The organism is Streptomyces sp. NPDC101152 (assembly GCF_044768275.1).
GTDB lineage: Bacteria > Actinomycetota > Actinomycetes > Streptomycetales > Streptomycetaceae > Streptomyces.
Genome location: NZ_JBIWPO010000013.1, coordinates 84,620 through 105,310, shown reverse-complemented (window position 1 = coordinate 105,310; position 20,691 = coordinate 84,620). Strand labels below are relative to the sequence as shown.

The 20,691-nt window shown below is 69.6% G+C and carries 22 protein-coding genes and 1 pseudogene; 14 read left to right on the top strand and 9 right to left on the bottom strand.

Translation table 11 applies throughout. The features are described 5' to 3' along the window. Positions 1-101 precede the first annotated feature (101 nt). Both ACIRVK_RS19450 and ACIRVK_RS19445 read left to right on the top strand, forming a co-directional pair. Entirely contained in the window at positions 102-2,219 is a 2,118-nt protein-coding gene (locus ACIRVK_RS19450) for an ATP-binding protein (protein ID WP_404248563.1), read from the top strand. Between the two features lie 204 nt (positions 2,220-2,423). Further along, positions 2,424-2,894 (top strand): hypothetical protein, encoded by a 471-nt coding sequence (locus ACIRVK_RS19445; protein ID WP_404248561.1) that lies wholly within the window; start codon positions 2,424-2,426, stop codon positions 2,892-2,894. Between the two features lie 5 nt (positions 2,895-2,899). Here ACIRVK_RS19445 and ACIRVK_RS19440 read toward each other — a convergent pair whose 3' ends face one another. Continuing rightward, positions 2,900-3,424: a hypothetical protein gene (locus ACIRVK_RS19440; RefSeq protein ID WP_404248559.1), complete on the bottom strand. Its 525-nt coding sequence runs from the start codon at positions 3,422-3,424 to the stop codon at positions 2,900-2,902. 210 nt (positions 3,425-3,634) lie between these two features. Between ACIRVK_RS19440 and ACIRVK_RS19435 the strand changes: the two genes are divergently transcribed. From ACIRVK_RS19435 to ACIRVK_RS19405, 7 genes are all read left to right on the top strand, one after another. Next, positions 3,635-4,552 carry a bifunctional DNA primase/polymerase gene (locus ACIRVK_RS19435; protein ID WP_404248557.1) on the top strand — a complete coding sequence of 306 codons (918 nt, stop codon included), beginning with the start codon at positions 3,635-3,637 and terminating at the stop codon, positions 4,550-4,552. Further along, positions 4,549-4,902: a hypothetical protein gene (locus tag ACIRVK_RS19430; RefSeq protein ID WP_404248556.1), complete on the top strand. Its 354-nt coding sequence runs from the start codon at positions 4,549-4,551 to the stop codon at positions 4,900-4,902. The genes ACIRVK_RS19435 and ACIRVK_RS19430 overlap by 4 nt, the downstream gene beginning before the upstream one ends. After that, positions 4,899-6,302 carry a phage/plasmid primase, P4 family gene (locus ACIRVK_RS19425; protein ID WP_404248554.1) on the top strand — a complete coding sequence of 468 codons (1,404 nt, stop codon included), beginning with the start codon at positions 4,899-4,901 and terminating at the stop codon, positions 6,300-6,302. Before ACIRVK_RS19430 ends, ACIRVK_RS19425 begins: the two co-directional genes overlap by 4 nt. Before the next feature lie 105 nt (positions 6,303-6,407). Continuing rightward, positions 6,408-6,659, top strand: coding sequence for a helix-turn-helix domain-containing protein (locus ACIRVK_RS19420; protein WP_404248552.1), 252 nt, complete (start codon positions 6,408-6,410; stop codon positions 6,657-6,659). Between the two features lie 87 nt (positions 6,660-6,746). Beyond that, on the top strand, positions 6,747-8,012 hold the full coding sequence (locus tag ACIRVK_RS19415) for a tyrosine-type recombinase/integrase (protein WP_404248550.1): 1,266 nt from the start codon (positions 6,747-6,749) through the stop codon (positions 8,010-8,012). A gap of 260 nt (positions 8,013-8,272) precedes the next feature. Next, positions 8,273-9,898, top strand: coding sequence for a penicillin-binding transpeptidase domain-containing protein (locus ACIRVK_RS19410; RefSeq protein WP_404248548.1), 1,626 nt, complete (start codon positions 8,273-8,275; stop codon positions 9,896-9,898). Between the two features lie 109 nt (positions 9,899-10,007). Then, positions 10,008-11,696 (top strand): penicillin-binding transpeptidase domain-containing protein, encoded by a 1,689-nt coding sequence (locus ACIRVK_RS19405; protein WP_404248546.1) that lies wholly within the window; start codon positions 10,008-10,010, stop codon positions 11,694-11,696. Positions 11,697-11,717: 21 nt separating this feature from the next. On the opposite strand, the gene ACIRVK_RS19400 is transcribed toward ACIRVK_RS19405, so the two are convergent. Continuing rightward, the gene (locus ACIRVK_RS19400; RefSeq protein ID WP_404248544.1) at positions 11,718-12,065 is read right to left on the bottom strand and encodes an SsgA family sporulation/cell division regulator; all 348 of its coding nucleotides are present in this window, start codon (positions 12,063-12,065) and stop codon (positions 11,718-11,720) included. Positions 12,066-12,210: 145 nt separating this feature from the next. On the opposite strand from ACIRVK_RS19400, the gene ACIRVK_RS19395 reads away from it, so the two are divergent. The 3 genes from ACIRVK_RS19395 (at position 12,211) to ACIRVK_RS19385 (ending at position 14,465) form a co-directional block, all read left to right on the top strand. Further along, positions 12,211-12,669: a MarR family winged helix-turn-helix transcriptional regulator gene (locus ACIRVK_RS19395; protein WP_404248542.1), complete on the top strand. Its 459-nt coding sequence runs from the start codon at positions 12,211-12,213 to the stop codon at positions 12,667-12,669. A gap of 114 nt (positions 12,670-12,783) precedes the next feature. Beyond that, a complete protein-coding gene (locus ACIRVK_RS19390; protein WP_404248540.1) occupies positions 12,784-13,263 on the top strand; it encodes an organic hydroperoxide resistance protein in 480 nt (159 codons plus the stop codon). Between the two features lie 35 nt (positions 13,264-13,298). Then, complete coding sequence (locus tag ACIRVK_RS19385; RefSeq protein WP_404248538.1) at positions 13,299-14,465, top strand: serine hydrolase domain-containing protein; 1,167 nt, start codon at positions 13,299-13,301, stop codon at positions 14,463-14,465. A gap of 24 nt (positions 14,466-14,489) precedes the next feature. Here ACIRVK_RS19385 and ACIRVK_RS19380 read toward each other — a convergent pair whose 3' ends face one another. The 3 genes from ACIRVK_RS19380 to ACIRVK_RS19370 form a co-directional block, all read right to left on the bottom strand. Continuing rightward, positions 14,490-14,765 (bottom strand): DUF1876 domain-containing protein, encoded by a 276-nt coding sequence (locus tag ACIRVK_RS19380; RefSeq protein ID WP_404248536.1) that lies wholly within the window; start codon positions 14,763-14,765, stop codon positions 14,490-14,492. 92 nt (positions 14,766-14,857) lie between these two features. Beyond that, positions 14,858-16,657, bottom strand: a complete 1,800-nt coding sequence (locus tag ACIRVK_RS19375; protein WP_404248534.1) for an ABC transporter ATP-binding protein — start codon at positions 16,655-16,657, stop codon at positions 14,858-14,860. 118 nt (positions 16,658-16,775) lie between these two features. Continuing rightward, positions 16,776-16,898 (bottom strand): hypothetical protein, encoded by a 123-nt coding sequence (locus ACIRVK_RS19370; RefSeq protein ID WP_404248532.1) that lies wholly within the window; start codon positions 16,896-16,898, stop codon positions 16,776-16,778. A gap of 196 nt (positions 16,899-17,094) precedes the next feature. On the opposite strand from ACIRVK_RS19370, the pseudogene ACIRVK_RS19365 reads away from it, so the two are divergent. Beyond that, positions 17,095-17,351, top strand: a pseudogene (locus ACIRVK_RS19365) (chloramphenicol efflux MFS transporter); the annotation flags it as partial. Between the two features lie 42 nt (positions 17,352-17,393). Here ACIRVK_RS19365 and ACIRVK_RS19360 read toward each other — a convergent pair. Further along, complete coding sequence (locus ACIRVK_RS19360) at positions 17,394-17,759, bottom strand: VOC family protein (protein WP_404248530.1); 366 nt, start codon at positions 17,757-17,759, stop codon at positions 17,394-17,396. 97 nt (positions 17,760-17,856) lie between these two features. Between ACIRVK_RS19360 and ACIRVK_RS19355 the strand changes: the two genes are divergently transcribed. Continuing rightward, positions 17,857-18,879, top strand: coding sequence for a helix-turn-helix transcriptional regulator (locus ACIRVK_RS19355; protein ID WP_404248528.1), 1,023 nt, complete (start codon positions 17,857-17,859; stop codon positions 18,877-18,879). On the opposite strand, the gene ACIRVK_RS19350 is transcribed toward ACIRVK_RS19355, so the two are convergent. The 3 genes from ACIRVK_RS19350 to ACIRVK_RS19340 form a co-directional block, all read right to left on the bottom strand. Then, positions 18,843-19,100 (bottom strand): hypothetical protein, encoded by a 258-nt coding sequence (locus ACIRVK_RS19350; protein ID WP_404248526.1) that lies wholly within the window; start codon positions 19,098-19,100, stop codon positions 18,843-18,845. The genes ACIRVK_RS19355 and ACIRVK_RS19350 overlap by 37 nt on opposite strands. Positions 19,101-19,206: 106 nt before the next feature. Beyond that, a complete protein-coding gene (locus ACIRVK_RS19345; RefSeq protein ID WP_404248524.1) occupies positions 19,207-20,052 on the bottom strand; it encodes an EamA family transporter in 846 nt (281 codons plus the stop codon). Then, positions 20,049-20,591, bottom strand: coding sequence for a YbaK/EbsC family protein (locus tag ACIRVK_RS19340; protein WP_404248522.1), 543 nt, complete (start codon positions 20,589-20,591; stop codon positions 20,049-20,051). The genes ACIRVK_RS19345 and ACIRVK_RS19340 overlap by 4 nt, the downstream gene beginning before the upstream one ends. Positions 20,592-20,691: the final 100 nt, after the last annotated feature.

Genomic DNA, 20,691 nt, shown 5'->3' with positions numbered 1-20,691 from the left:
CCGGGGTGGCCGCCGCCTTCCGTCCGGCCGCCCCGGCACCCCCGCACTTTCTCTTCCTCTCAACTCCCGCCCCGTTCGGGGCAGTCAGGAGTCATCCCCGCATGTCCGAGAACGTCGTTCACCTGCACAAGAACACCGACCCGCCCGCCGCTGAGGCGTCCGTGACCCGGCTGACCGTGGTCCCCGAACCGGCCCCGGTCAAGCCCGTTCCGCTGTGGGTGCGCTCCGGCCGCGCCGTTCGCACGGCCGTCACCCACGAGACGACCAAGTCCACTGCCCGCGCTGTGGCCCGGCACGGCCTGTACACCGTCAACGGCGGGCGGATCGTGGCCCGCCGCGCCTGGGACGGCAAGACCGGGGCCCGCTACGAGCGCATGCTGCGCGCGGCGGAAGCCGCGGGCAACTACGAGGTCGCCGAGGAGTGGGAGGACCGCCTTCAGCGCTTCCGCGAGGCACGCCACCGCCGCCGCATGGACCTGCTCCACTCGCCGCTTGACGCCGCGAAGGGGGTCGGGGTCGGCGTCGGGATGAGTATCGGCGTCCTGGTCGCCCTCGGCATCGTGATGGCCATCCACAACCACGACATCGGCGACGTCATCACCCCGCTTCAGGCCACGGTCGAGTTCATCGCCACCCTGATCACGATCGTTCAGGTCGTCTGGCCCTACGCCACCATCCTGGGACCGCTATTCGCCCTACTCGCCCTGTGGACCGTCGGCAGCAAGCAGCAAGCCGCCCCCGCATGGGCCCTGCCGGACAACGTCCGCTCGGGCGAGGGGGAGCCGATCACCCCGTCCATCGTCGTCAAGGCCCTGCGCGACCTCGGCATCTCGGCCCTGCGCAAGGCCATCACGGAGATGGGCGATGCCGGCGCCTCCATGCTGGGTCCGATCCGGATCGCCGGGTGCGGGGTCGAGGTCGATGTCACCCTGCCGTCGGGTGTGTCTACGAACGAGGTGCAGGGCAAGCGGCGCAAGCTGGCCGAGAACCTGACCCGGCACGAGCACGAAGTGTTCATCACCATCCCCGAAGCCGCCCGCACGGTGCGGCTGTGGATCGCCGATTCGGGGGCGCTGGACGAGCCGATCGGGCCGTCGCCGCTGGTCACCGACGAGACGCTGACCGCGAACTACAAGACCGGCAAGGCCCCGTGGGGTCAGGACTTGCGCGGGGACGCTGCCGGTTTGAGCGTGTATCAGCGCCACCTGCTCATCACCGGTCTGTCCAACCAGGGCAAGACCGCCGCCCTGCGCGCGCTGGCCCTGTGGCTCGCGTTGGACCGGTCGGTGGAGTTCTGGATGGGCGACCTCAAGGGCGTCGGTGACTGGGCTATGTTCGACGGCCTGGCTACCCGCCTCATTCAGGGACCGACCGATGACCATGTCATTCAGGTGACCGAGATGGTCGAGGACGCGGTCGAGGAGATGAACCGCCGACTGCAGGCGCCGCCCGGGACCGAGTTTCCGCTGCTCGTGGTGATCGTGGACGAGGCGCAGGTCGCGTTCATGTGCCCGCTCAAGGACGAGGACAAGCGGCCGTATGGCGGGTCGTCGTCCACGTCGCGGTACTTCATGGCCGCTCGGAAGATCCACAACCAGGGGCGGGCGGTGAACGTGCTGCTGTGGCAGGGCACCCAGGATCCCACCGATCAGAACCTTCCCAAGCTCGTGCGGGAAGGGGCCCACACGCGTGCCTCGCTCGCGCTGGGTACCGAGTCGCAGGCGCGGATGGCGCTGGGGGACAAGGCCGTCGACGGTGGCGCCGCTCCCAACCTGCTGCGCCCGGGTCTGGACAAGGGCACGCTCGTGGTCGCGTCCGACGGGATCGAGATCCCCAAGGGGCAGTCGTCCATCACGGTGCGCACGCACTACATCAGCACCGACGAGGCGACCGTGATCGCTGAGCGGGCCAAGGCGATGCGCGACGGCGTGACCACCCTCACCGTGATCGACCGGGGCGAGGAGCGTGACCCGCTCGCCGACATCGCCGCCGTGGTCGGCGACGCAACGCGGGTGCGCACGCAGGACGTTCTCAAGCGGCTCGCGGTCCTCAACCAGGACGCCTACGGCAAGTGGTCCTTCCTCGACCTCAAGCGCGTCCTCGACGGCACCGGGGCCGAGCCCTACAAGTCCGACGGGGTCATGGTCGTCGGCCGTGACCGGCTCGCCCGCGCCCTCACCAACCGCGACAGCGACGGTTCCGCTTCCGCCTCCCAGTAGCAGGGAGGCCAACCCCGCCGGGGCAGGGAGGCAGGGAGAACTCCCTCAATCCCTCCCTGCCCCGCCTCCCTGCCCCTGACCTGCACCAATGATCACTCAGGGAGGCAGGGAGGCACCCCAGGTCAGACCCCGAAAACCCCCTCCACAACGCCCCCGCAAGGGGGTGTGTCCGCCTCCCTGAACCCTGTCCGGAAGGGATTCCGCATGTACCCCGAGCCTGCCCGCCACACGCCCCGCGAGGGGGCCGTGGAAGTCCACCAGCCCACCCCAATACCGCCCGTCGTCCACGCGCCGGCACCACTCGCCCCCGTCCAGCCCGGCACTCTTCCGACCGTGGCGAGCATCGTCCTGCCCGACGGCCGCGTGGTCACCGGCTACTCGCTCAGCCCCGTACAGCCCGACCCGGTCGTCGCGGTGAAGGCCCCCGTTTCGCGCGCGGCGGTGAACGTCGCCCTCGGGGGCGTCGGGTTCCTCGCCGTGTGCGGCGGACTGCTGCTGCTCACTACGTTCATCACCGCCCTCACGGCACTCATCACCCAGCTCATCACCCTCGCCGCCGTGCTCTTCGGAGGGTTCATCGCCGTGCAGCTCTTCAAGCCCACCGGCCACGGCAAGAGCGGCAACACCTTCCACATCCGCAAAGCGATCTTCAAGCGCAACCACTTCCACGGCTAGCCGCGCTAAATGGCGCTGCCCGAATCAGCACCTGACCGCCCACGACGGCTAATCGGCGGCCGCAGGTCATCTCGCATGAGCCGCTGAAGAGCCTCCATCTGCTGGAAGAATGGCTCCACGAGTCGTCTGTATTCGGGCATCTCGAAGCTCAGCACTTCTTCCGAGGCGAGCATGTCGCGGATCATTCGTAACTGCTCGTAGAGCGGAAGCGCCGCCTGATAGACGTGATCGGGTGCGGCCAACCCCAACTCCCTGAGTACGGACTTCGCTTCGGAATGCTGCGGATCCATGTGAAACGCATCGTGAACCGCGCGCTCACGTAAGGCACCGCCCTCCACCCGCGAAGCCGCGATGGTCATACGGCTGTGTGCCTGGGCCAGCGCGATCAGAAAACGCGAATATACAAGCCGCTTCGTATCGGCCCAACGGTGCTCATTCTCGCGCCGCGCGCGAAGGGCGTCAGTGATGACCGTCGCCCCAATCCCGAACAACGCACCCACTGTCGCAACGCCGAGAGTCCCCCACTCCATGTGCGCAGGGTACGAGGTTCGTTGCCATGCATCTAGACGGACGCGGGACAGCAACGCCGCGCATCGCGACCGGTCAGAAAGCCACGCCAGGGCCCGCAAGGCAAAGCCAACCGCCCGAAGCCTTGATGACCAAGGACGGCCCCCGTCTCGCCAAAGCCTGGGGCCGCCCTTGCCAGCCAGTCACCCAACAAGGAACTGGAGACCTCCAGCATGACCCATGACCCCCGTGCCGCGCTGCTACGCGCAGCCTTGGACGCTGCCGAGCAGGGCTGGCGCGTCTTCCCCCTGCGCCCCGGCACCAAGCGGCCCGCCCTGCACGGCGAGCAGACATGCCCCCGCACCGGCCAGTGTGCGGGAGGCCACCGCAAGTGGGAGCAACGCGCCACCACCGACCCCGACCGCATCCGCGCGGCCTGGTCCCAGGCCCCGTTCAACGTCGGCATCGCCACCGGCCCCTCGGGGCTGCTGGTCGTCGACCTCGACGTACCCAAGACCAAAGGCGGCAAGGGCAGTTCGGACGCGCCTGACGGCGCGGCAACCTTTCGTGCGCTCTGCGAGCGCGCCGGGCACGCCGTCCCCGACACCTACCGGGTGCGGACCGCGAACGACGGACGGCACCTGTACTTCACCACCCCCGACGGGGTGCGGCTGACCAACACTGCAGGAACCATCGGCAAGTTGGTCGACACCCGCGCACAGGGCGGCTACGTCGTCGCGGCCGGAAGCATCACCCCCACCGGAACCTACGAAGCCCTGTGCGGCCCCGTGGCGGTCCCGGTGCCCGGATGGCTGCAAAGCATCCTCCAACCGGCCCCCAGGCCCGCACGGGCACCCTCAGGGGCCGTAGCGGGGCAATCCAGCCGATATGCGGATGTAGCACTCGCCAACGAGACCCGGAACGTGGCCACGGCCGCCGACGGGACACGCAACGCCACGCTGCTGCGGGCCGCGCGCGCCCTGGGACGGCTGATCGCATCCGGCGACCTCACCCGAACCGTGGTCGAGCAGGCTCTTAGTGAGGCGGCGGGGGCCAACGCCACCCAGTCCCAGCGCTACTACGACGACGTGATCCGGCGCGGACTGGACTGGTCCATCGCCCGCAACTCCCCGCGCGGGAGGGCGGCATGACCACCCTTCCTCCCGCCTCTAAGAGCCTCACCGCCGCCCCGGGCGGTCCGCTGGCCGCCGAACCGGCCGCACCCCGTGGGGCCGTGGGCGAGCCGACAGGCGTCGCCCGTCAGGGCGTCCGCACTGCTGTTGGCTCTGACCCGCAACAGGGTGACGGCCGGTACATCGTCGCGATGCTGCGCATCTCCGCACCGTACGGCGCCACTCCGAGCGCGACGTCGACGTGCCTGTGCGGCTGGCACCGCCGCGCGTTCGGGGAACGCCGAGTGCGCGCCCTGATCGCCGACCACACCGCCCACCGCGACACCTGCCCCCTCCGCAACCCCCAGGAAGGGAGGAACGCGGCATGACCGACCCCACCACCGAAACCGAGCAACTACCGCCCCCGTCCAACCCCCTGGCCGTCGCCCGCCGCATCCTGCCCGACTGGCAGACCGAGGACGGACAGCTCATGTGCCGCCGCTGGCGCGGCTCATGGATGCACTGGACCGGAACGTGCTGGCGGGAGCTGGACGAAGCGCAGGTACGCAAGGCCATGTACGAGCGTCTCGAACACGCCGTCTACTACGCCCCCGGCAAGGACGGAAAGCCCGAGGAACGCGCCTGGGCACCCACCAAACCGAAGATCAGCAACCTGCTCGACGCGCTCAGCTCCGTCACCCTGCTGCCCACGGACCTGGACGCACCCGCGTGGCTCGACGCCGACGGCGACGCGAGCGAGCGCGACGACGGGCCGATCGTGGCGTGCGAGAACGGGCTACTGCGCATCCGTGACCGGGCACTGCTGCCGCACGGGCCCGGGTTCTTCAACCTGGTCTCCGTCCCCTTCGCCTACAACCCCGGCGCCACCGCGCCGACCTGGGAAGACTTCCTGAACAAGATCTGGCCTGACGACCCGGACGCGATCCAGTCCCTACAGGAGTGGTTCGGCTACGTCCTGTCGGGCCGCACCGACCAGCAGAAGATCGTGCTCATGGTCGGCCCGTCCCGCTCAGGCAAGGGCACCATCGCCCGGGTGCTGAAAGAGCTGGTGGGCAAGGAGAACCTTGCCGGGCCCACCCTCGCCGGCATGGGCACGAACTTCGGGCTATCGACGCTGATCGGTAAGCCGCTCGCGGTCATCTCGGACGCCCGGTTGTCCGGCAACGACAACAGCCAGGTCGTCGAGCGGCTGCTGACCATCTCGGGTGAGGACACCATCGACATCGACCGCAAGTACCGGGCGGTGTGGACCGGCAAGCTCCCCACCCGGCTGGTCATCCTGTCCAACGAACTGCCGCACTTCGGCGACTCGTCCGGGGTCATCGCCCGCCGCTTCGTGGTGCTCAACATGACCGTGTCCTGGCTGGGCAAGGAAGATCCCACTCTCTTCGGCCGGCTCTGCGCCGAGATGCCCGGGATCCTCAACTGGGCTCTGGACGGGCTCGCCCGCCTGGAAGCCAACGGACGGATCACCGAACCGGCATGCAGCCGGGAAGCGGTCACCTCCATGCAGGACACCGCCTCACCCACGTCCGCGTTCCTCCGGGAGTGCTGTACGACCGGACCGACGTGCAGCGTGCCCGTGGACACCCTGTGGGCGGTCTGGCGGGAGTGGGCCGAGGACAACAACGTCAAGCCAGGAACGAAGCAGATGTTCGGCCGCAACCTGCTCTCCGTCGTCCCCCAACTCAACCGCACCCGACCCCGCGACGCCTACGGCCGACAGGTGATCACCTACAACGGGATCACGGTGAATCAGTCCAACTGACATTCGCCTGAGTCGCGACTCATCGCGTCTCAAGACCCCTCCGAGCGCCTTTGAGTGCCGATGAGTCGCGACTCAGCGCAATGTGATTCCAACTTGGAGGACGCAGTGACACCCCCTGCCCGAGCCGTGGCGGAGACGGACCCCCGCGCCATCCTCCGGTGCGGCATCCCAGACCGGTACCTCACCCCCGACGACATCGCCGTGATCTTCGAGGTGCCCAAGGAAACCGTCTACCAGTGGCGCAAGAAGCGCATCGGACCGCCCGGATTCCGCATCGGCAAGTACATCCGCTACGACCCCGCCGACGTGCGCGCATACGTCGCCGGCCGCAAAAGCGCAGACATCGACGCCGCCTGACGGCAGCACCACAGCAGCACCCAACTCCCAGGGGAGGGGCACACCGTGCCCCTCCCCGTCCCATGTCCAGAAGGGACCACACCCGATATGGCTGGCCACATCCAAGACCGCTGGTACAAGACCATCACCGGCCCTGACGGCAAACCCATCAAGGTCAAGACCGATCGCTATGGCACCGGCATGCGGTACCGCGCCCGGTACGTCGGGCCCGACGGAACCGAAAAGAGCAAGTCATTTCGCGACAAGGAATTGCGCCTGGCCAAGCAGTGGCTCGCGCAGATCGAGGCGGACATGTCGCGCGGCCAATACATCGACCCGCGCTCGACGCGGACGACGTTCCGCCAGTACGCGGAACGCTGGGTCAAGACGCACACCGGCGAGATCAATAGCCGTGAGGCGGCGGAGCGTCGGCTGCGGCTGCACGCCTACCCACACATCGGCTCTCGCCCGCTCGGTTCATTCAAGCCTGAACACATCCGCTCCTGGATCGCCGGTTTGGAAGCCACCGTGCCGGCGGAGTCCCACCGCCGCATCATCGTGGGGACCGTCTCCGCAGCCCTGAGCGCGGCGGTCGATGACGGGCTCCTCAGCAAGAACCCCTGCCGCGCTCGAACAGTGCAGTTGCCCAAGCCGGGGAAACCACGTGTCAACCCGTGGACTGCAGAGCAGGTCTTCGGGGTACGGGCAGCCCTCCAACGACGCTTCCAGGCGACCGTGGACCCCGGCGCGGGGTGCGGTCTGAGGCAAGGTGAGATCTTCGGTCTGTCGGAGGACGAACTCGATTACGAGGGCGGGTGGCTGACCGTGAGCCATCAACTCAAGCGCATCCGCGGCAAGTACGTCTTCGCACTGCCGAAGGGTGGCAAGGTCCGCGACGTGCCTCTACCAAGGGCCGTGGGCATCGCGCTGCGGAACCACTCCCAGGAGTTCAGTCCGGTCGACGTCACACTTCCCTGGCGTACGCCGGACGGCCCGCTCGTGACCAAGCGACTTCTGTTCAGCGGTCCCGAGGGCAACCACGTCCGCGTGAGCAACTACAACGAGTACCACTGGAAGCGTGCTCTTGCCGTCGCAGGCATCATCCCAGCGAGGAAGGAGGGCGAGCGGTACACCTCGGCCCCCGAGCACGGGATGCACGCGCTCAGGCACTTCTACGCGTCAGTACTGCTGGACGCTGGCGAGAACATCCGGGCTCTGAGTCAGTACCTCGGTCACAGCGATCCGGGGTTCACACTCCGGACCTACACCCACCTCATGCCGAGCAGTGAGGGACGCACCCGGAAGGCAGTCGACAGCCTCTATCTGGCATCGGATCCTCAAGATCACGGCCCAGGGACGGCCCAAGCCGCCTGATCCGGCCCCGCCCCGAGGGAAACACCCTGGTCGGGCCCACATCGGGCCCGACCGCGTACGACTTCATCTACTTCTGGCCTCTGTACACCGGCACGGCGATCCCGGTCGACGACTGGCGTTCACGGATGTGGCTGGATACCTGGGTATAGCGGACGTTCCGCCCCGGTGGCCGGGCAACATGGGGAAACAGCCCTCACTGCCTCCCCTCAGGCCCCCTACAGTGCGGGGGACCGCAACGGGGAAACGGGGAGGGGCCTTTCATGCCCAAGGGGGTCAGGGTCGCCGTCATAGGCGGCGTGTTCGCGGTGATGGTCGGCGGGGCGGGGTACGGCGCGTACAACCTGGTCTCGGCGATGAACGGCGGCGGGGGTTCCGGGGCGGCCGCCGTGAGGACCGGGCCGCCGAGCGCCGCCGAGGTCGAGCAGGCGTCGGCGAAGTTCTTATCGGCCTGGGAGAAGGGACAGGCGGCACAGGCGGCGACGTTGACGAACGACCAGGCGGGGGCCGAACCCCTGCTGACGGCCTATGGCCAGAGCGCGCACATCACGGACGTGCGGATCACGCCCGGTGCGGCGAGCGGCGCGACGGTGCGCTTCACGGTGAAGGCGACGGTGTCGTACCAGAACACGTCCAAGCCGCTCACGTACAGCAGTGAGCTGACCGTGGTGCGTGGGAGGACCACCGGGCGGGCGCTGGTGGACTGGAACCCGTCCGTTCTTCATCCGCAGCTGAGGACCGGCGACACCCTGGTCACCGGCGAGTCGGCGAGCCCCGAGATCCAGGCGGTGGACCGCGACGGCGCCGTGCTGACCAAGGAGAAGTACCCGTCGCTCGGAGTGATCCTCGACACCCTGCGCCAGCGCTACGGCGACAAGGTGGGCGGGACGCCCGGCATCGAGCTGTCGATCCACCACCAGGCCCAGGGCGTGGCCGACACCTCGCTGCTGACGCTCGCCAAGGGCAGGGCCGGCACCCTGCGGACGACGATCAGCGCGAGCGCGCAGGCGGCTGCCGAGAAGGCGGTGAGGAAGTTCGCCCAGTCGTCGGTGGTCGCGGTCAAGGCGAGCACCGGTGAGGTGCTGGCGGTGGCCAACAACCGCAAGGACCAGTTCAACGCGGCCTTCGAGGGCGAGGTCGCACCGGGCTCCACCATGAAGATCATCACCGCCGCGATGCTCATCGACAACGGCGTGACCTCGATGAACGGCCCGGCACCCTGCCCGCCGTCCGCCACCTGGCAGAGCCAGACCTTCACCAACCTCAAGGGCATGCAGCCGAACGAGCACGCCACGCTCGCGGACAGCTTCCTGCGGTCCTGCAACACCGCCTTCGTCAAGCTCATCGACGAGAAGCCGCTCACCGACGCCTCGCTCACCCAGGAGGCCCAGGAGCGGTTCGGGCTCGGGCAGGACGACTGGAAGACGGGCATCGTCTCCTTCGACGGCAAGGTGCCGACCGTCAGCGGCCCCGACCGGGCGGCGAACGCGATCGGCCAGGGGCAGGTGCAGATGAGCCCGCTGAACATGGCCTCGGTCACGGCGACCGCGATCACGGGCGCCTTCCGCCAGCCGTACCTGGTCCCCCCGAAGCTCGACGGCCGGCAACTGGCCACCGCCAAGGGCCTGTCCGCGAACACGTCCGCCCAGCTCAGGCAGATGATGCGGCTCACCGCCACGCAGGGCACGGCGGCACAGGCGATGGCCGGGCTCGGCGGGGACGTCGGCGCGAAGACCGGTTCCGCCGAGGTCGACGGGCAGGCGGTGTCCAACAGCTGGTTCACCGGGTTCCGTGACGACGTCACCGCGGCGGCCATGACCGAGGAGGGCGGCCACGGCGGCACGGCGGCCGGCCCGATTGTCGCAGCTGTGCTACGGAGTGGCGGCTGAAGTCACCCGTGAAGGAAGGGACTCTAGGCTGTTGCCGTCGTTGGGTTGGATAAGGGGCTGGGCCGCCAGGGCCCTGAGGGGACCCTGGGAATCTCGGAGGAACGAAACCGTGGGCAACAGAAGGCGCGTCGGCGAACCACAGAAGGCCAGGCCGGCGACCAGGCCCGCCGTCATCGGCGGGATGATCGCCGTGGTCGTCGGCGGCGCCGCCTTCGGCGTCTACGCCCTCTGGGGCGGCGGAGCCGCGGCCGACGACCGCGCGGGCTCGGGCTCCGGGAGCGCCGACCACAAGGCCGTCAAGACCGGGCCGCTGTCGGCGACCGAGGTCCAGACGACCGCCACGACGTTCCTCACCGCCTGGCAGCAGGGCAAGGCCGCGCAGGCCGCCGCCGTCACGAACGACGCGACGGCGGCCGGCGCACTGCTGACCGGCTACACCAAGGACGCGCACATCACCGGCGTCACCCTCACCCCCGGCACCCGCACCGGCGACAAGGTGCCCTTCTCCGTCAAGGGCACGGTGACGTACAAGGGCATCAGCAAGCCGCTCGCGTACCAGAGCGCGCTGACCGTCGTGCGCAACAAGGCGGACGGCAAGCCGCTGGTCGACTGGCACGCCACGGTCGTCCACCCGGACCTCCAGTACGGCGACAAGCTGGTCACCGGCGAGGCCGGCACCCCGCCGGTCAAGGCGTACGACCGAAACGGCGGCGAGCTGACGACCGCGAAGTACCCGTCGCTGGGCCCGGTCCTGGACGGCCTGCGCGAGAAGTACGGCAAGACCGCCGGCGGCAAGGCGGGCATCGAGCTGGACGTGGTGCGGGGCGCGGCGTCGCAGAAGGCCAAGCTGTCCGACAAGGCCCTGCTGACACTGACCAAGGGCACGCCGGGCTCGGTGAAGACGACGATCAGCCCGACCTTCCAGGCGGCCGCCGAGCAGCAGGTGACCAAGCAGGCGCAGTCGTCGGTGGTGGTCATGCGCCCGTCGACCGGCGAGATCCTCGCCGTGGCGAACGCCACCCACGGCTTCAACGTGGCCTTCCAGGGCTCCCTGGCCCCCGGCTCCACGATGAAGATCGTGACCTCGACGATGCTGTTCGAGAAGAACCTCATCACCCCGGACGCCTCGCACCCCTGCCCCAAGACGTACAAGCTCGCCGGGTGGACCTTCCACAACGACGCGGGCTCCGAGATCAAGCAGGGCACCTTCAAGCTGGCCTTCGGCGCCTCGTGCAACAACGCCTTCATCAACTTCGCGCCGAAGCTGTCCGACAGCGACCTGACGCAGGAGGCCCAGCAGGTCTACGGCCTCGGCCTGAACAACTGGGCCATCGGCGTGCCGAGCTTCGACGGCGCCGTCCCGGTGCAGAGCGGCGCACAGATGGGCGCCTCGCTGATCGGGCAGGGCGGGGTCCGCATGAACCCGCTGAACATGGCGTCGGTGGCGTCCACGGTCCAGTCGGGCGTCTTCCGCCAGCCGTACCTCGTCGCCCCGAGCGTGGACAACCGCACGCTGGCGAAGGCCGCGCGCACCATGTCGGCGACGACGCAGGCGGAGCTGAAGGAGGTCATGCAGTACACGGCGGCGTACGGCACGGCGGCCAAGGCGATGGCGGGTCTGGGCCCGGACTACGGCGCCAAGACGGGCTCGGCGGAGGTCGACGGCCAGAAGAAGCCGAACGGCTGGTTCACCGCGTACCGCGGCGACCTCGTCGCGGCGGGCGTGGTCCAGGCGGGCGGCCACGGCGGTGACACGGCCGGGCCGATGGTGGCGGCGCTGCTGAAGATGGGCGGCTGACCGGACGCCCCGGCACGGCCGTCAACCGGTCACCGGCGCGGCCGCCAGGTAGGTGCGGCGCAGGAACCTCATGAGCGTCTTGGTCTCGAACTGGACGACCGAGACGCCCTGCTCGGAGTGCAGTTCCACGACGGCCTGCACCCGCCCGCAGGGCCACACGCGGACCGCTCCGCTGCCGGCCGGGGCGCGCAGTCCCTGTTCGAGCAGGGAGCGCGAGAAGGTCCACTCGTGGGTGCCGGGCAGTCCGACCCGTACCGACCGCGGGTCCGTCTCGGGGTCGTAGCGCAGGACGACGGGGATGGACTCGTCCTCGGGTATCTCGGCGTCCGAGACGATGTGTGCTCGTGCGTACTGTTCGACTACGGACATCGTGACGGCCTCTCACGCTGCGTGACCTGTGCGGAAGCTGTGTGCCCACCCCCACTCCAATGTCCCATATTTTCCGGATCGCGCCCCTTGACGCGGGAAGCCTCCCGCCCTTCGGCTTCGCTCCCCGGTCCGCGACAATGGGCACGTGACGAACCAGGACGAGGTCGCCGCCGGGTCGCTGCTACTGGACCAGCAACTGTGCTTCGCGCTCTACGCCGCCCAGCGCGCCGTGACGGCCGCGTACCGTCCGGTACTGGAGGAACTAGGGCTCACCTACCCGCAGTACCTCGTCCTGCTCGTCCTGTGGGAGCGCGGCGAGACGACCGTGAAGGAACTCGGCGCGGCCCTGCGCCTCGACTACGGCACGGTGTCGCCCCTGCTCAAACGGCTGGAGAGCGCCGGGGTGGTACGCCGGGAGCGCGCGCCCCACGACGAACGCTCGGTGCTCGTCGCCTGTACCGGGCGCGGAGAGGAACTCAGGGAGCGCGCGGCACGGGTGCCGGGCGCCCTGCTCGCGGCGACGGGGCTCGACACGGCCGAGGTGGCGAGCCTGCGCGAGGAGCTGTGGCGCCTCGCCCACGCGGTCACACCAGAAGCCCTCTGACCTCTCCGACCTCGGGTTACCCGCGGTCGCTACCCCCCGGTAACGCCTTCACGACCTACCCACCAGTACCTTGTGCACGATGTACTTGCGCGCACTCGATTTGGGGGGCCAGCCATGAGTGACAGCACCACCGTCGACAGCACCACCGCCGACACCGGTCCGGCCGTCGACACCCGTCCGACGAAGATCATGTACGTCGCCGAGGCGACCGCCCACGGCGGCCGGGACGGCTACGTCACCAGTCAGGACGGCCAGATCGAGCTGAGGGTCGCCATGCCGCCGGAGCTGGGCGGCGACGGCAACGGCACCAACCCGGAACAGCTGTTCGCGGCGGGCTACAGCTCCTGCTTCCACAACGCCCTGATCCTCGTCGGCAACCGCGAGGGCTACGACCTGACCGGTTCCACCGTCGCCGCCAAGGTCGGCATCGGCCCCAACAAGACCCGCGGCTACGGCCTGGCGGTCGCCCTCAGCGTGTCCCTGCCGGTCCTGGACCAGGGCGTCGCCGCGAAGCTGGTCGAGGCGGCCCACGAGGTGTGCCCGTACTCGAACGCGACGCGCGGGAACATCGACGTGACGATCCTGCTTGGTTGATGAGGAGAGCGGGTCGGCACGACGGGAGTACGGACGTGGACGTGAACGGTGCGGTCGCCGAGGGCTTCGAGCCGGTCAGGGAGGCGTTCGCGCGCAACTTCGCGGTCCTCGGGGACAAGGGCGCGGCGCTCGCCGTGTACCGGGACGGGCGGCGGGTCGTCGACCTGTGGGGCGGCACGAAGGACGTCGACGGCGGTGCGCCGTGGGAGCGCGGCACCGCGCAGATCGTGCGCTCGGCGACCAAGGGCGTCGCCGCCGCCGTACTCCTGCTGCTGCACCAGCGCGGCGAGCTGGACCTGGACGCGCCGGTCGGTGAGTACTGGCCCGAGTTCAAGACGGCCGGCAAGGAACGCACGCGCGTGTGGCACCTCCTCGCGCACCGCGCCGGCGTCCCCGTCCTGGACACCGCGCTGACGCCTGCCCAGGCCCTCGACCCCGTGCCGGCCGCCGAGGCGGTCGCGGCGCAGGCGCCGGTGTGGGAGCCGGGCTCGGACCACGGGTACCACGCGCAGACGTACAGCTGGCTCACGGGCGAGCTGGTGCGCCGGGTCACCGGCCGGGACATCGGCGAGTGGATCACCGCCGAGATCGCGGGCCCGGTCGGCGCGGACCTGTGGCTCGGGCTGCCGGCCGGTGAGCAGGCCCGGGTGGGCCGCGTGGGCGAGGTCGGTCCCCCGGCCGACGCCGCAGGCGTCCTGCGGACCCGCCCCAAGCGGGCCGTCGCCGAGGCCTACGCCGACCCCGCCTCCCTCACCCGCCGCGCCTTCGCCGCCATCACCCCGCTCCCCGACGAGAACGACCCGGCCTACCGCGCCGCCGCCCTCCCCGCCTCCAACGGCATCGCCACGGCGGACGGATTGGCCCGCTTCTACGCCTCCCTCATCGGCGAAGTGGACGGCGGCACCCGCCTGTTCACGCCGGACACGGTCGAACTGGCCCGCGCCGAACGCAGCGCCGGGCCGGACCGCGTGCTGGTCGTGGCGACCCGCTTCGGCCTCGGCTACATGCTGCACGGCGCCGCCTCCCCGCTGCTGACTCCTGCCTCCTTCGGCCACCCCGGCCGAGGCGGCGCCCTCGGCTTCGCCGACCCGGAGACCGGCATCGCCTTCGGTTACGTCACCAACGGTTTCCGCAAGAGCGTGACGGCGGACGCACGGGCGCAGGCGCTGGTGGGGGCGGTACGGGGCGTCATCGTGGCGTAGGGGGCAGTGCGCTGGGCACGCTTCTCACACGTTGATCGAGTGCGACGTCCGCCCCGAAGCCGAGTCGATCTCCCCGTGCGCCTTGGTCAGCAACTGCATCGCGAGCTCGTTCAGCGCCCTGGCGCCCGCGATCTCCTCTCCGACCCTCGGCTGATGGGGGTCGGTGTGGTGGCGGGTGGCGTGGCCGTGGGCGCGTACCTCGCTCCCGTCGGGCAGCCGGACCAGCGCGGCTGCCTCGGTGTGCTGTTCGTCCTCCCGGAACTCCAGCTCGACATGCCATCCCACAGTGGTGTGCATCATGACGATCACCTCCGGAACACCTGATTCCAGAGTGCTCCCGCGGGACGGCGCCCGCACGGTTTCGCCGGATTTCGCCCGGACTTCGGGCCCCGTCAGGCCGCGTCGTTCGCGGCCTCGGCCCCCGTCCGCGATGCCGGCGCCGGCGCCGTCGGGCCGGTGAACGTGACCGTGCCGTCGGCGAGGTGGAGGACGAGGTCGGCCTGGGCGGTCAGGCGCAGGTCGTGCGTGATGAGGAACGTGGTGCGGCCCACCGTCAGGCGGCGCAACGGTGCCATGATGCGGGCCGTGGACGCGTCGTCGAGGCCGGCCGTCGGCTCGTCGAGGATCAGGACCGGCGCCGTACGCAACATGGCCCGGGCCAGCGCGACCCTGCGCCGCTGGCCGCCGGAGAGGTGGCTGCCGCGTTTGCCGACGGAGGTGTCGTAGCCCTCGGGCAGGGTGCTGACGAACCCGTGCGCGTCGGCGGCGACCGCGGCCGCGAGGACCTCCTCGTCGCTGGCGTCGGGGCGGCTGTAGACGATGTTCTCGCGGACCGTGCCGTCGAACAGCATGCTGTCCTGGGGCAGCAGGGTGATGTGCCGGCGCACCTCGTCCACGGGGAGTTCGGCGATGTCCCGGCCGTCGAGCAGGATGCGGCCCCGCGAGGGCTCGTGGAAGCGCAGGAGCAGCTTGCCGAGGGTGGACTTGCCGGTGCCGCTGGGTCCGGTGACGGCGACCAGCATGCCGGGGGCGATGTCCAGGTCGAAGCGGTCGACCACGGGCCCGTCGGCTCCGGGATAGGAGAAGCCGACGCCCTGGAAGGCGACGGCGCCGCGGACCGGCTCGGCGAGCGGCGGGACGTCCGGTCGCGGGTCGGTCTCGGGGACGATGCCGGTGCGCAGTACCTCGATGAGTCGTTCGCAGGCGGCCGTCGCCGAGGACGCGCTGATCATGAGTTCGCCGAGTTCCTGCAGCTTGGGGTGGAGGTAGCCGAGGTAGGCGGCGAAGGAGAGCAGGCCGCCGACGGTGAGGTGGTGCTCGGAGATCTGCCAGGCGCCGGCTCCGATCACGGCCAGCACCATCAGCGTCTCGAGGAGCTCACCCGCCGGCCCGTACACGGAGGAGAGCCGGATCTGCCGGAGCCCGGCGCGCATCCAGTCGCGTCCCTCGCGGTGCACCTTCCGGCGTTCGGCCTGCTGACGGCCGTACGCCTGCACCAGGGGCATGTTGGCGAGGCTCTCCTCCAGGAGGGAGGCGAGCCGTCCGTTGCTGTCGCGTTCGTCGCGGGTGGCGGAGCGCATCAGGCCGCCGAACAGCCGGGCGCCGAGCCAGATCAGGGGTGCGGCGCCCAGGGTGACCAGGGCCAGTTGCCAGCTGGTCCAGAAGCTCGCCGCGGCGAAGACGACGGCTCCGACGACGGCGGTGATCAGTTCGACGGGCGCGGAGGCGACCAGCGACTCCACGGACTCGACGTCTCCGGTGAGCCGGGTGACCAGGTCACCGGTGCCGTAGCGGTCGACGGAGTCCGGAGGCACCCGTTGGAGGTGCTGGAAGAGCTGGTCGCGCAGGCCGAGCAGGAAGTGTTCGCTGGTCCAGCCGGCGAGATAGGCGCCCGCCGCTGAGGTCACCGCGCCGACCGCGGCGAGGCCCAGCCACAGGGTCGCGGGCTGCCAGAAGGCACCGAGGTCGCCCGGCGCGAGCACGTCGTCGGTGAGGACGCCGACGATGCCGATCGCGGCCGCGTCGCACCCGGCCGACACCACCAGCAGGACGGCGGACACCAGCACCGCGACACGATTGACCCGGACGAGCGGCCAGAACGTCCGGAACGCGGCCAGCGGCGAGAGCCGTGCGTGCCGGGTGGGTTCTCCGGACGCGGGCACGGACATGATGATCGGGGTTGCGCTGCTCACAGCGGAACGCTCCCTGGTTTGGCGCGAACCGACGCCGTGCCAGGGCCTTTACGCACGTGGTGCGCATAAACCCCGGCACGGCGTTGTCATGCGGTCGTGTTATTACGACGCCGAGTTTCTAGCCGGCGTGCTTCTTGTGCTTGCGGTGGTGCTTCTTCTTGCCGTGGTTGTTCTTGCCCTTTGCGGCGTTGTCCTGCTTCTTCTTGGCCTTCTTGGCCAGCGTGATCTTTGCGAAGGACATGATGGCCCTCCAATCTGATCAGTCGTCAACAGCCCTTGATCGCTGGAGACTTGTGTCTGTGTGGCACCGGTGAATACGGGGGCGGAGGAGGTCCCGGCTCAATACTGAAGGCAAGGATTGAATAGGTTTCTCTTACCGAAACCGAATGCCGAATACGCGACAGCGCGTGGAGCGACGCGGTGTTGGGGGACATGACGTGGATGACATGGCGTCATTCGCGCTGGGCAGCACGCTGATCACGCGGGTCCTCCACGAGGCCGCGGGAGCCTCCACGATGGCCGGCTCATATGCAACACCGGCGCCCGGCGTGGCGGCCACCGTCGGCCCCGTCATCGCTGCGGCCACCATCAGCACCGAAGCCGGCCTCTCGGCCCGCTCTGGGCGAGCGGCCTCCTCGTCCCGGTAGCGCTGCTCATCACGTTCCCCCTCCGCACCGCCATGGTCACCGTGGCAGAACCCAAACACCAGATCCGCGCCCTGTACAGGTGCGGCTTTTCAGTCCCGCTGCGCGACGCGGATACGGTTCCCGTCCGGATCGGCCGCGAGGAAGGTCAGCCCGAACCCCGCATCATGAGGTTCGCGCAGGATCGTGACCCCCTTGGACTGCCACTGCTCAAAGGTCGCGTCGACCTCGTCGGGTCCACCGGCGACGGCCAGGCACACCTCACCGGTGCGCGGGACGTCCGGTGACAGATCCTCGAACTGGCCGGACCACAGGCCGAGGTCAGCGCCCGGTCCGAGGTCGAAGGTGATGTATCCCGGAGTCTCGAACGAGGGACTCATGCCGAGGATGTCGCCGTAGAAGCGAGCTGCGGCGGGAGCGTCGTTCACGTAGACGATGGGCACGACGGATGCGGGCATGGTTGAGATTCCTTCTGGCAGGTCGTAGGTACGCATCCGCCAGCCTGACCGGGATGTGCGCCGCATCATGTCGCAATTACCTGAAAACATTTAGCGGGTGACCCCAGACCGCTTCTTCACCCTGATGCTGGTCCTCGCGTCGCGGGATGCCGTGACCACACAGGAACTCGCCCAAGCGCTCGGGGTGTCCCTTCGCACCGTCAACCGGGACCTGAACTGGCTCCGCGACGCCGGTCTGCCGGTGACCGCCCATCGGGGCCGCCTGGGAGGCGTGACCATGCTGCCCGGATCCGGGTTCGACCTCACGCGACTCACACCGGACGAACGTGATCATCTGTCGCTCACCGGGCTGGATGACAAGCAACGTGCGGAGCTCGACGCGTCGGTCGAAAGCCGGCGCGCGCTCTCCAAGATCGCCGCCGCACAGCCACGTCGAGTTCATGAACTCCTGCCGCTCACCGACGTAGTGCACGTGGACAGCCGTCCCTGGCGTCAGGCACGAGCCTTCGGCACGGCTCCGGCTTCGCTGATCGGGGCGGTACGGCGAGGCCGCCGGCTACGGATCGAGTACGACAGCCCACGCCAGTCAGGCCCACGCGACCTCGTCGTAGATCCCTACGGGCTGTTCGCCAAGGCCGGCATCTGGTACCTCGTCGCCGACTGCGCCCGAGTGCCACGGATGTACCGACTCGAACGCATCACGACGTGGGAAGAGGTCGACCAGCCACGACGGATCCGCGAGAACCAGGCCCTGGCCACCGTCGCCGCAGCGCTCATCGACCACTGGGAACACGAGCACGCGATAGAGGTCAGCGCCACCATCGACCAGACCCAGATCGAGCGAGCGCAACGGATCTTCGGCCTACGGCTCGTCCGGGACGGCCACGACGAATCCGTCACCGGCCACAAGGTGACGATCCGCTTCCTGCGTCTGGAGGACGTGCGAGCCCTACTGCCGTTCGGGAGCGCCGTCACCGTGCACGGCCCCACCGAAGCCAGGGCTCACCTCCGCGACCTCGCCACCGATCTCGCCCACCACTATGCGCCGTCACCAACGTCCCTGGGCAGTACAACCAGCCGTTGTCAGCTGTCTTCGGGTTCCAGCTCGAAAGAGAAGTAGATGCTCAGCAGGTAAGGCAGATCTTCGTCGTGCATGAAGTCCCAGGAGACATCCGTCAGGAAGACGTTGTGCTCCCGCACCCACTCCTGTGCCTTTCCGAAGGCTTCCGCGGCGGTCATGGCGGGGAACAGCTTCCTGGCGACGGGATGCACCTGAGTCTCCGCGTCGGAGTCGTCGAAGCCCTTCGGAACGTCCAGGCAGAGGTTGGGATCGAGGTTCATGGACTGCGTCCTTTCCAGACAGCTGCTGGTACGAGTCGACAGAGGCTGACGACCTGAACACGACGCCCGGTAAGACCGACGCACCCCGCCAGGGGTTGCTTCCCCCTCAACCGGCGTGCAGCATCAGCCCGATGCCGGCGACCAGGAGCCCCGCTGCCATGATCCGGGGAACGCCGAACCGCTCCTTGAAGAACACGGCGCCGATGGCCGCACCGGCGATGATCGACGATTCGCGCAACGCCGCGATCGGCGCCAGCTCCGCCCTCGTCTGGGCCCACAGGACCAGCCCGTACGCGGCGAAGGACAGCGCGGCGCCGAGCAGGCCCAGGGCGGCGAACGGCCGTACGCCGGTGGTGAATCGGCCCCGTCGGCGATGGAGGGCGTACGCCGGGATCACGCCCCCCTGAACCGCCATCAGCCAGGCGATGTACCCGAGGGAGGAGCCCGAGGCGCGCACGCCCAGTCCGTCGACGACCGTGTACGCGGCGATGGTCAGGCCCGTGGCGAGGGCGGCGCCGATCGCCGGCCAGTTGGGCCGGTGCCCGCGCAGCCCCCACAGGGCGACGCCTGTCAGACCCGCGCAGGACAGGGCGATTCCGGCGGCCGCCCGCCCGTCGGGCACCTCGTGCGCGAAGACGGCGGCCAGCACGGTGACGACCAGGGGCGCGGTGCCGCGTGCGATCGGGTACGCCTGCCCGAAGTCGCCGAGCCGGAAGGACTTCATCAGGAGGGCGTAGTAGGCGACGTGTATGACGGCCGAGACGGCCAGGTACGGCCACGCGCCCGCCGCCGGGACTGCCGCGAACGGCGTCATGGCGAGCCCGATCAGCATCCCGCCGCCCGCGATCAGCGTGAACCCGACCAGCTTGTCGGTGATCTTGTGGGCGATGGCGTTCCAACTGGCGTGCGTCACCGCGGCGAACAGGACGGCCGCGGCGACCAGCGGGGTCACGCGGCCGGCTCGCGCACGTCCACCACGGTCGCGCCCGCGTGGGCGACGAGTTCCTTGGGCTCCATCGGGAAGACGGTGTACGGCGTCCCCGCCGCCGCCCACACCACCTCGTGCGCGAGCAGCGAACGGTCCGCGAGGACCCGCGTCCGCGTGCGGTGCCCGAAGGGCGGTACGCCGCCGATCGCGTACCCGGTCGTCTCGCGTACGACGTCCGCCTTGGCCCGCGTCACCCTGGCGGCGCCGAGTTCGTGCCGCACCCGCTCGACGTCGACCCGGGACGCCCCGTCCATCAGCACCAGCACCGGGACACCGTCCGCCGCGAAGATCAGCGACTTGCAGATCTGGCTGAGCTCGCACCCGATCGCGGCGGCGGCCTCGGCGGCGGTGCGGGTCGCGTCCGGGAAACGGCGGACACGGCTGTTCAGGTCGTCGAGCCCGAGTTCGCGCAGGGCGGCGGCGAAACGGGGGCTGGCTCCGGAGCTGTCGGCGGCATCGGGGGTCGTCATGCACGGCACGCTAGCGGTGCGTGTAGGTGGCATGCGAGCGAGTTCCGCACGGTCCGCGCAAAACCGTCCGGGCGGAGCCGGACGTGGCGGTGATCGTCGGCGTCGGGCCTGCCCAGGGGCCGCATACGGCGCT

Coding starts and splice junctions, on each gene's coding strand:
- ACIRVK_RS19450 (WP_404248563.1), top strand. CDS start 102: ATGTCCGAGAACGTCGTTCACCTGCACAAGAACACCGACCCGCCCGCC.
- ACIRVK_RS19445 (WP_404248561.1), top strand. CDS start 2,424: ATGTACCCCGAGCCTGCCCGCCACACGCCCCGCGAGGGGGCCGTGGAA.
- ACIRVK_RS19440 (WP_404248559.1), bottom strand. CDS start 3,424: ATGGAGTGGGGGACTCTCGGCGTTGCGACAGTGGGTGCGTTGTTCGGG.
- ACIRVK_RS19435 (WP_404248557.1), top strand. CDS start 3,635: ATGACCCATGACCCCCGTGCCGCGCTGCTACGCGCAGCCTTGGACGCT.
- ACIRVK_RS19430 (WP_404248556.1), top strand. CDS start 4,549: ATGACCACCCTTCCTCCCGCCTCTAAGAGCCTCACCGCCGCCCCGGGC.
- ACIRVK_RS19425 (WP_404248554.1), top strand. CDS start 4,899: ATGACCGACCCCACCACCGAAACCGAGCAACTACCGCCCCCGTCCAAC.
- ACIRVK_RS19415 (WP_404248550.1), top strand. CDS start 6,747: ATGGCTGGCCACATCCAAGACCGCTGGTACAAGACCATCACCGGCCCT.
- ACIRVK_RS19410 (WP_404248548.1), top strand. CDS start 8,273: ATGCCCAAGGGGGTCAGGGTCGCCGTCATAGGCGGCGTGTTCGCGGTG.
- ACIRVK_RS19400 (WP_404248544.1), bottom strand. CDS start 12,065: ATGTCCGTAGTCGAACAGTACGCACGAGCACACATCGTCTCGGACGCC.
- ACIRVK_RS19390 (WP_404248540.1), top strand. CDS start 12,784: ATGAGTGACAGCACCACCGTCGACAGCACCACCGCCGACACCGGTCCG.
- ACIRVK_RS19380 (WP_404248536.1), bottom strand. CDS start 14,765: ATGATGCACACCACTGTGGGATGGCATGTCGAGCTGGAGTTCCGGGAG.
- ACIRVK_RS19370 (WP_404248532.1), bottom strand. CDS start 16,898: ATGTCCTTCGCAAAGATCACGCTGGCCAAGAAGGCCAAGAAGAAGCAG.
- ACIRVK_RS19360 (WP_404248530.1), bottom strand. CDS start 17,759: ATGCCCGCATCCGTCGTGCCCATCGTCTACGTGAACGACGCTCCCGCC.
- ACIRVK_RS19350 (WP_404248526.1), bottom strand. CDS start 19,100: ATGAACCTCGATCCCAACCTCTGCCTGGACGTTCCGAAGGGCTTCGAC.
- ACIRVK_RS19340 (WP_404248522.1), bottom strand. CDS start 20,591: ATGCCACCTACACGCACCGCTAGCGTGCCGTGCATGACGACCCCCGAT.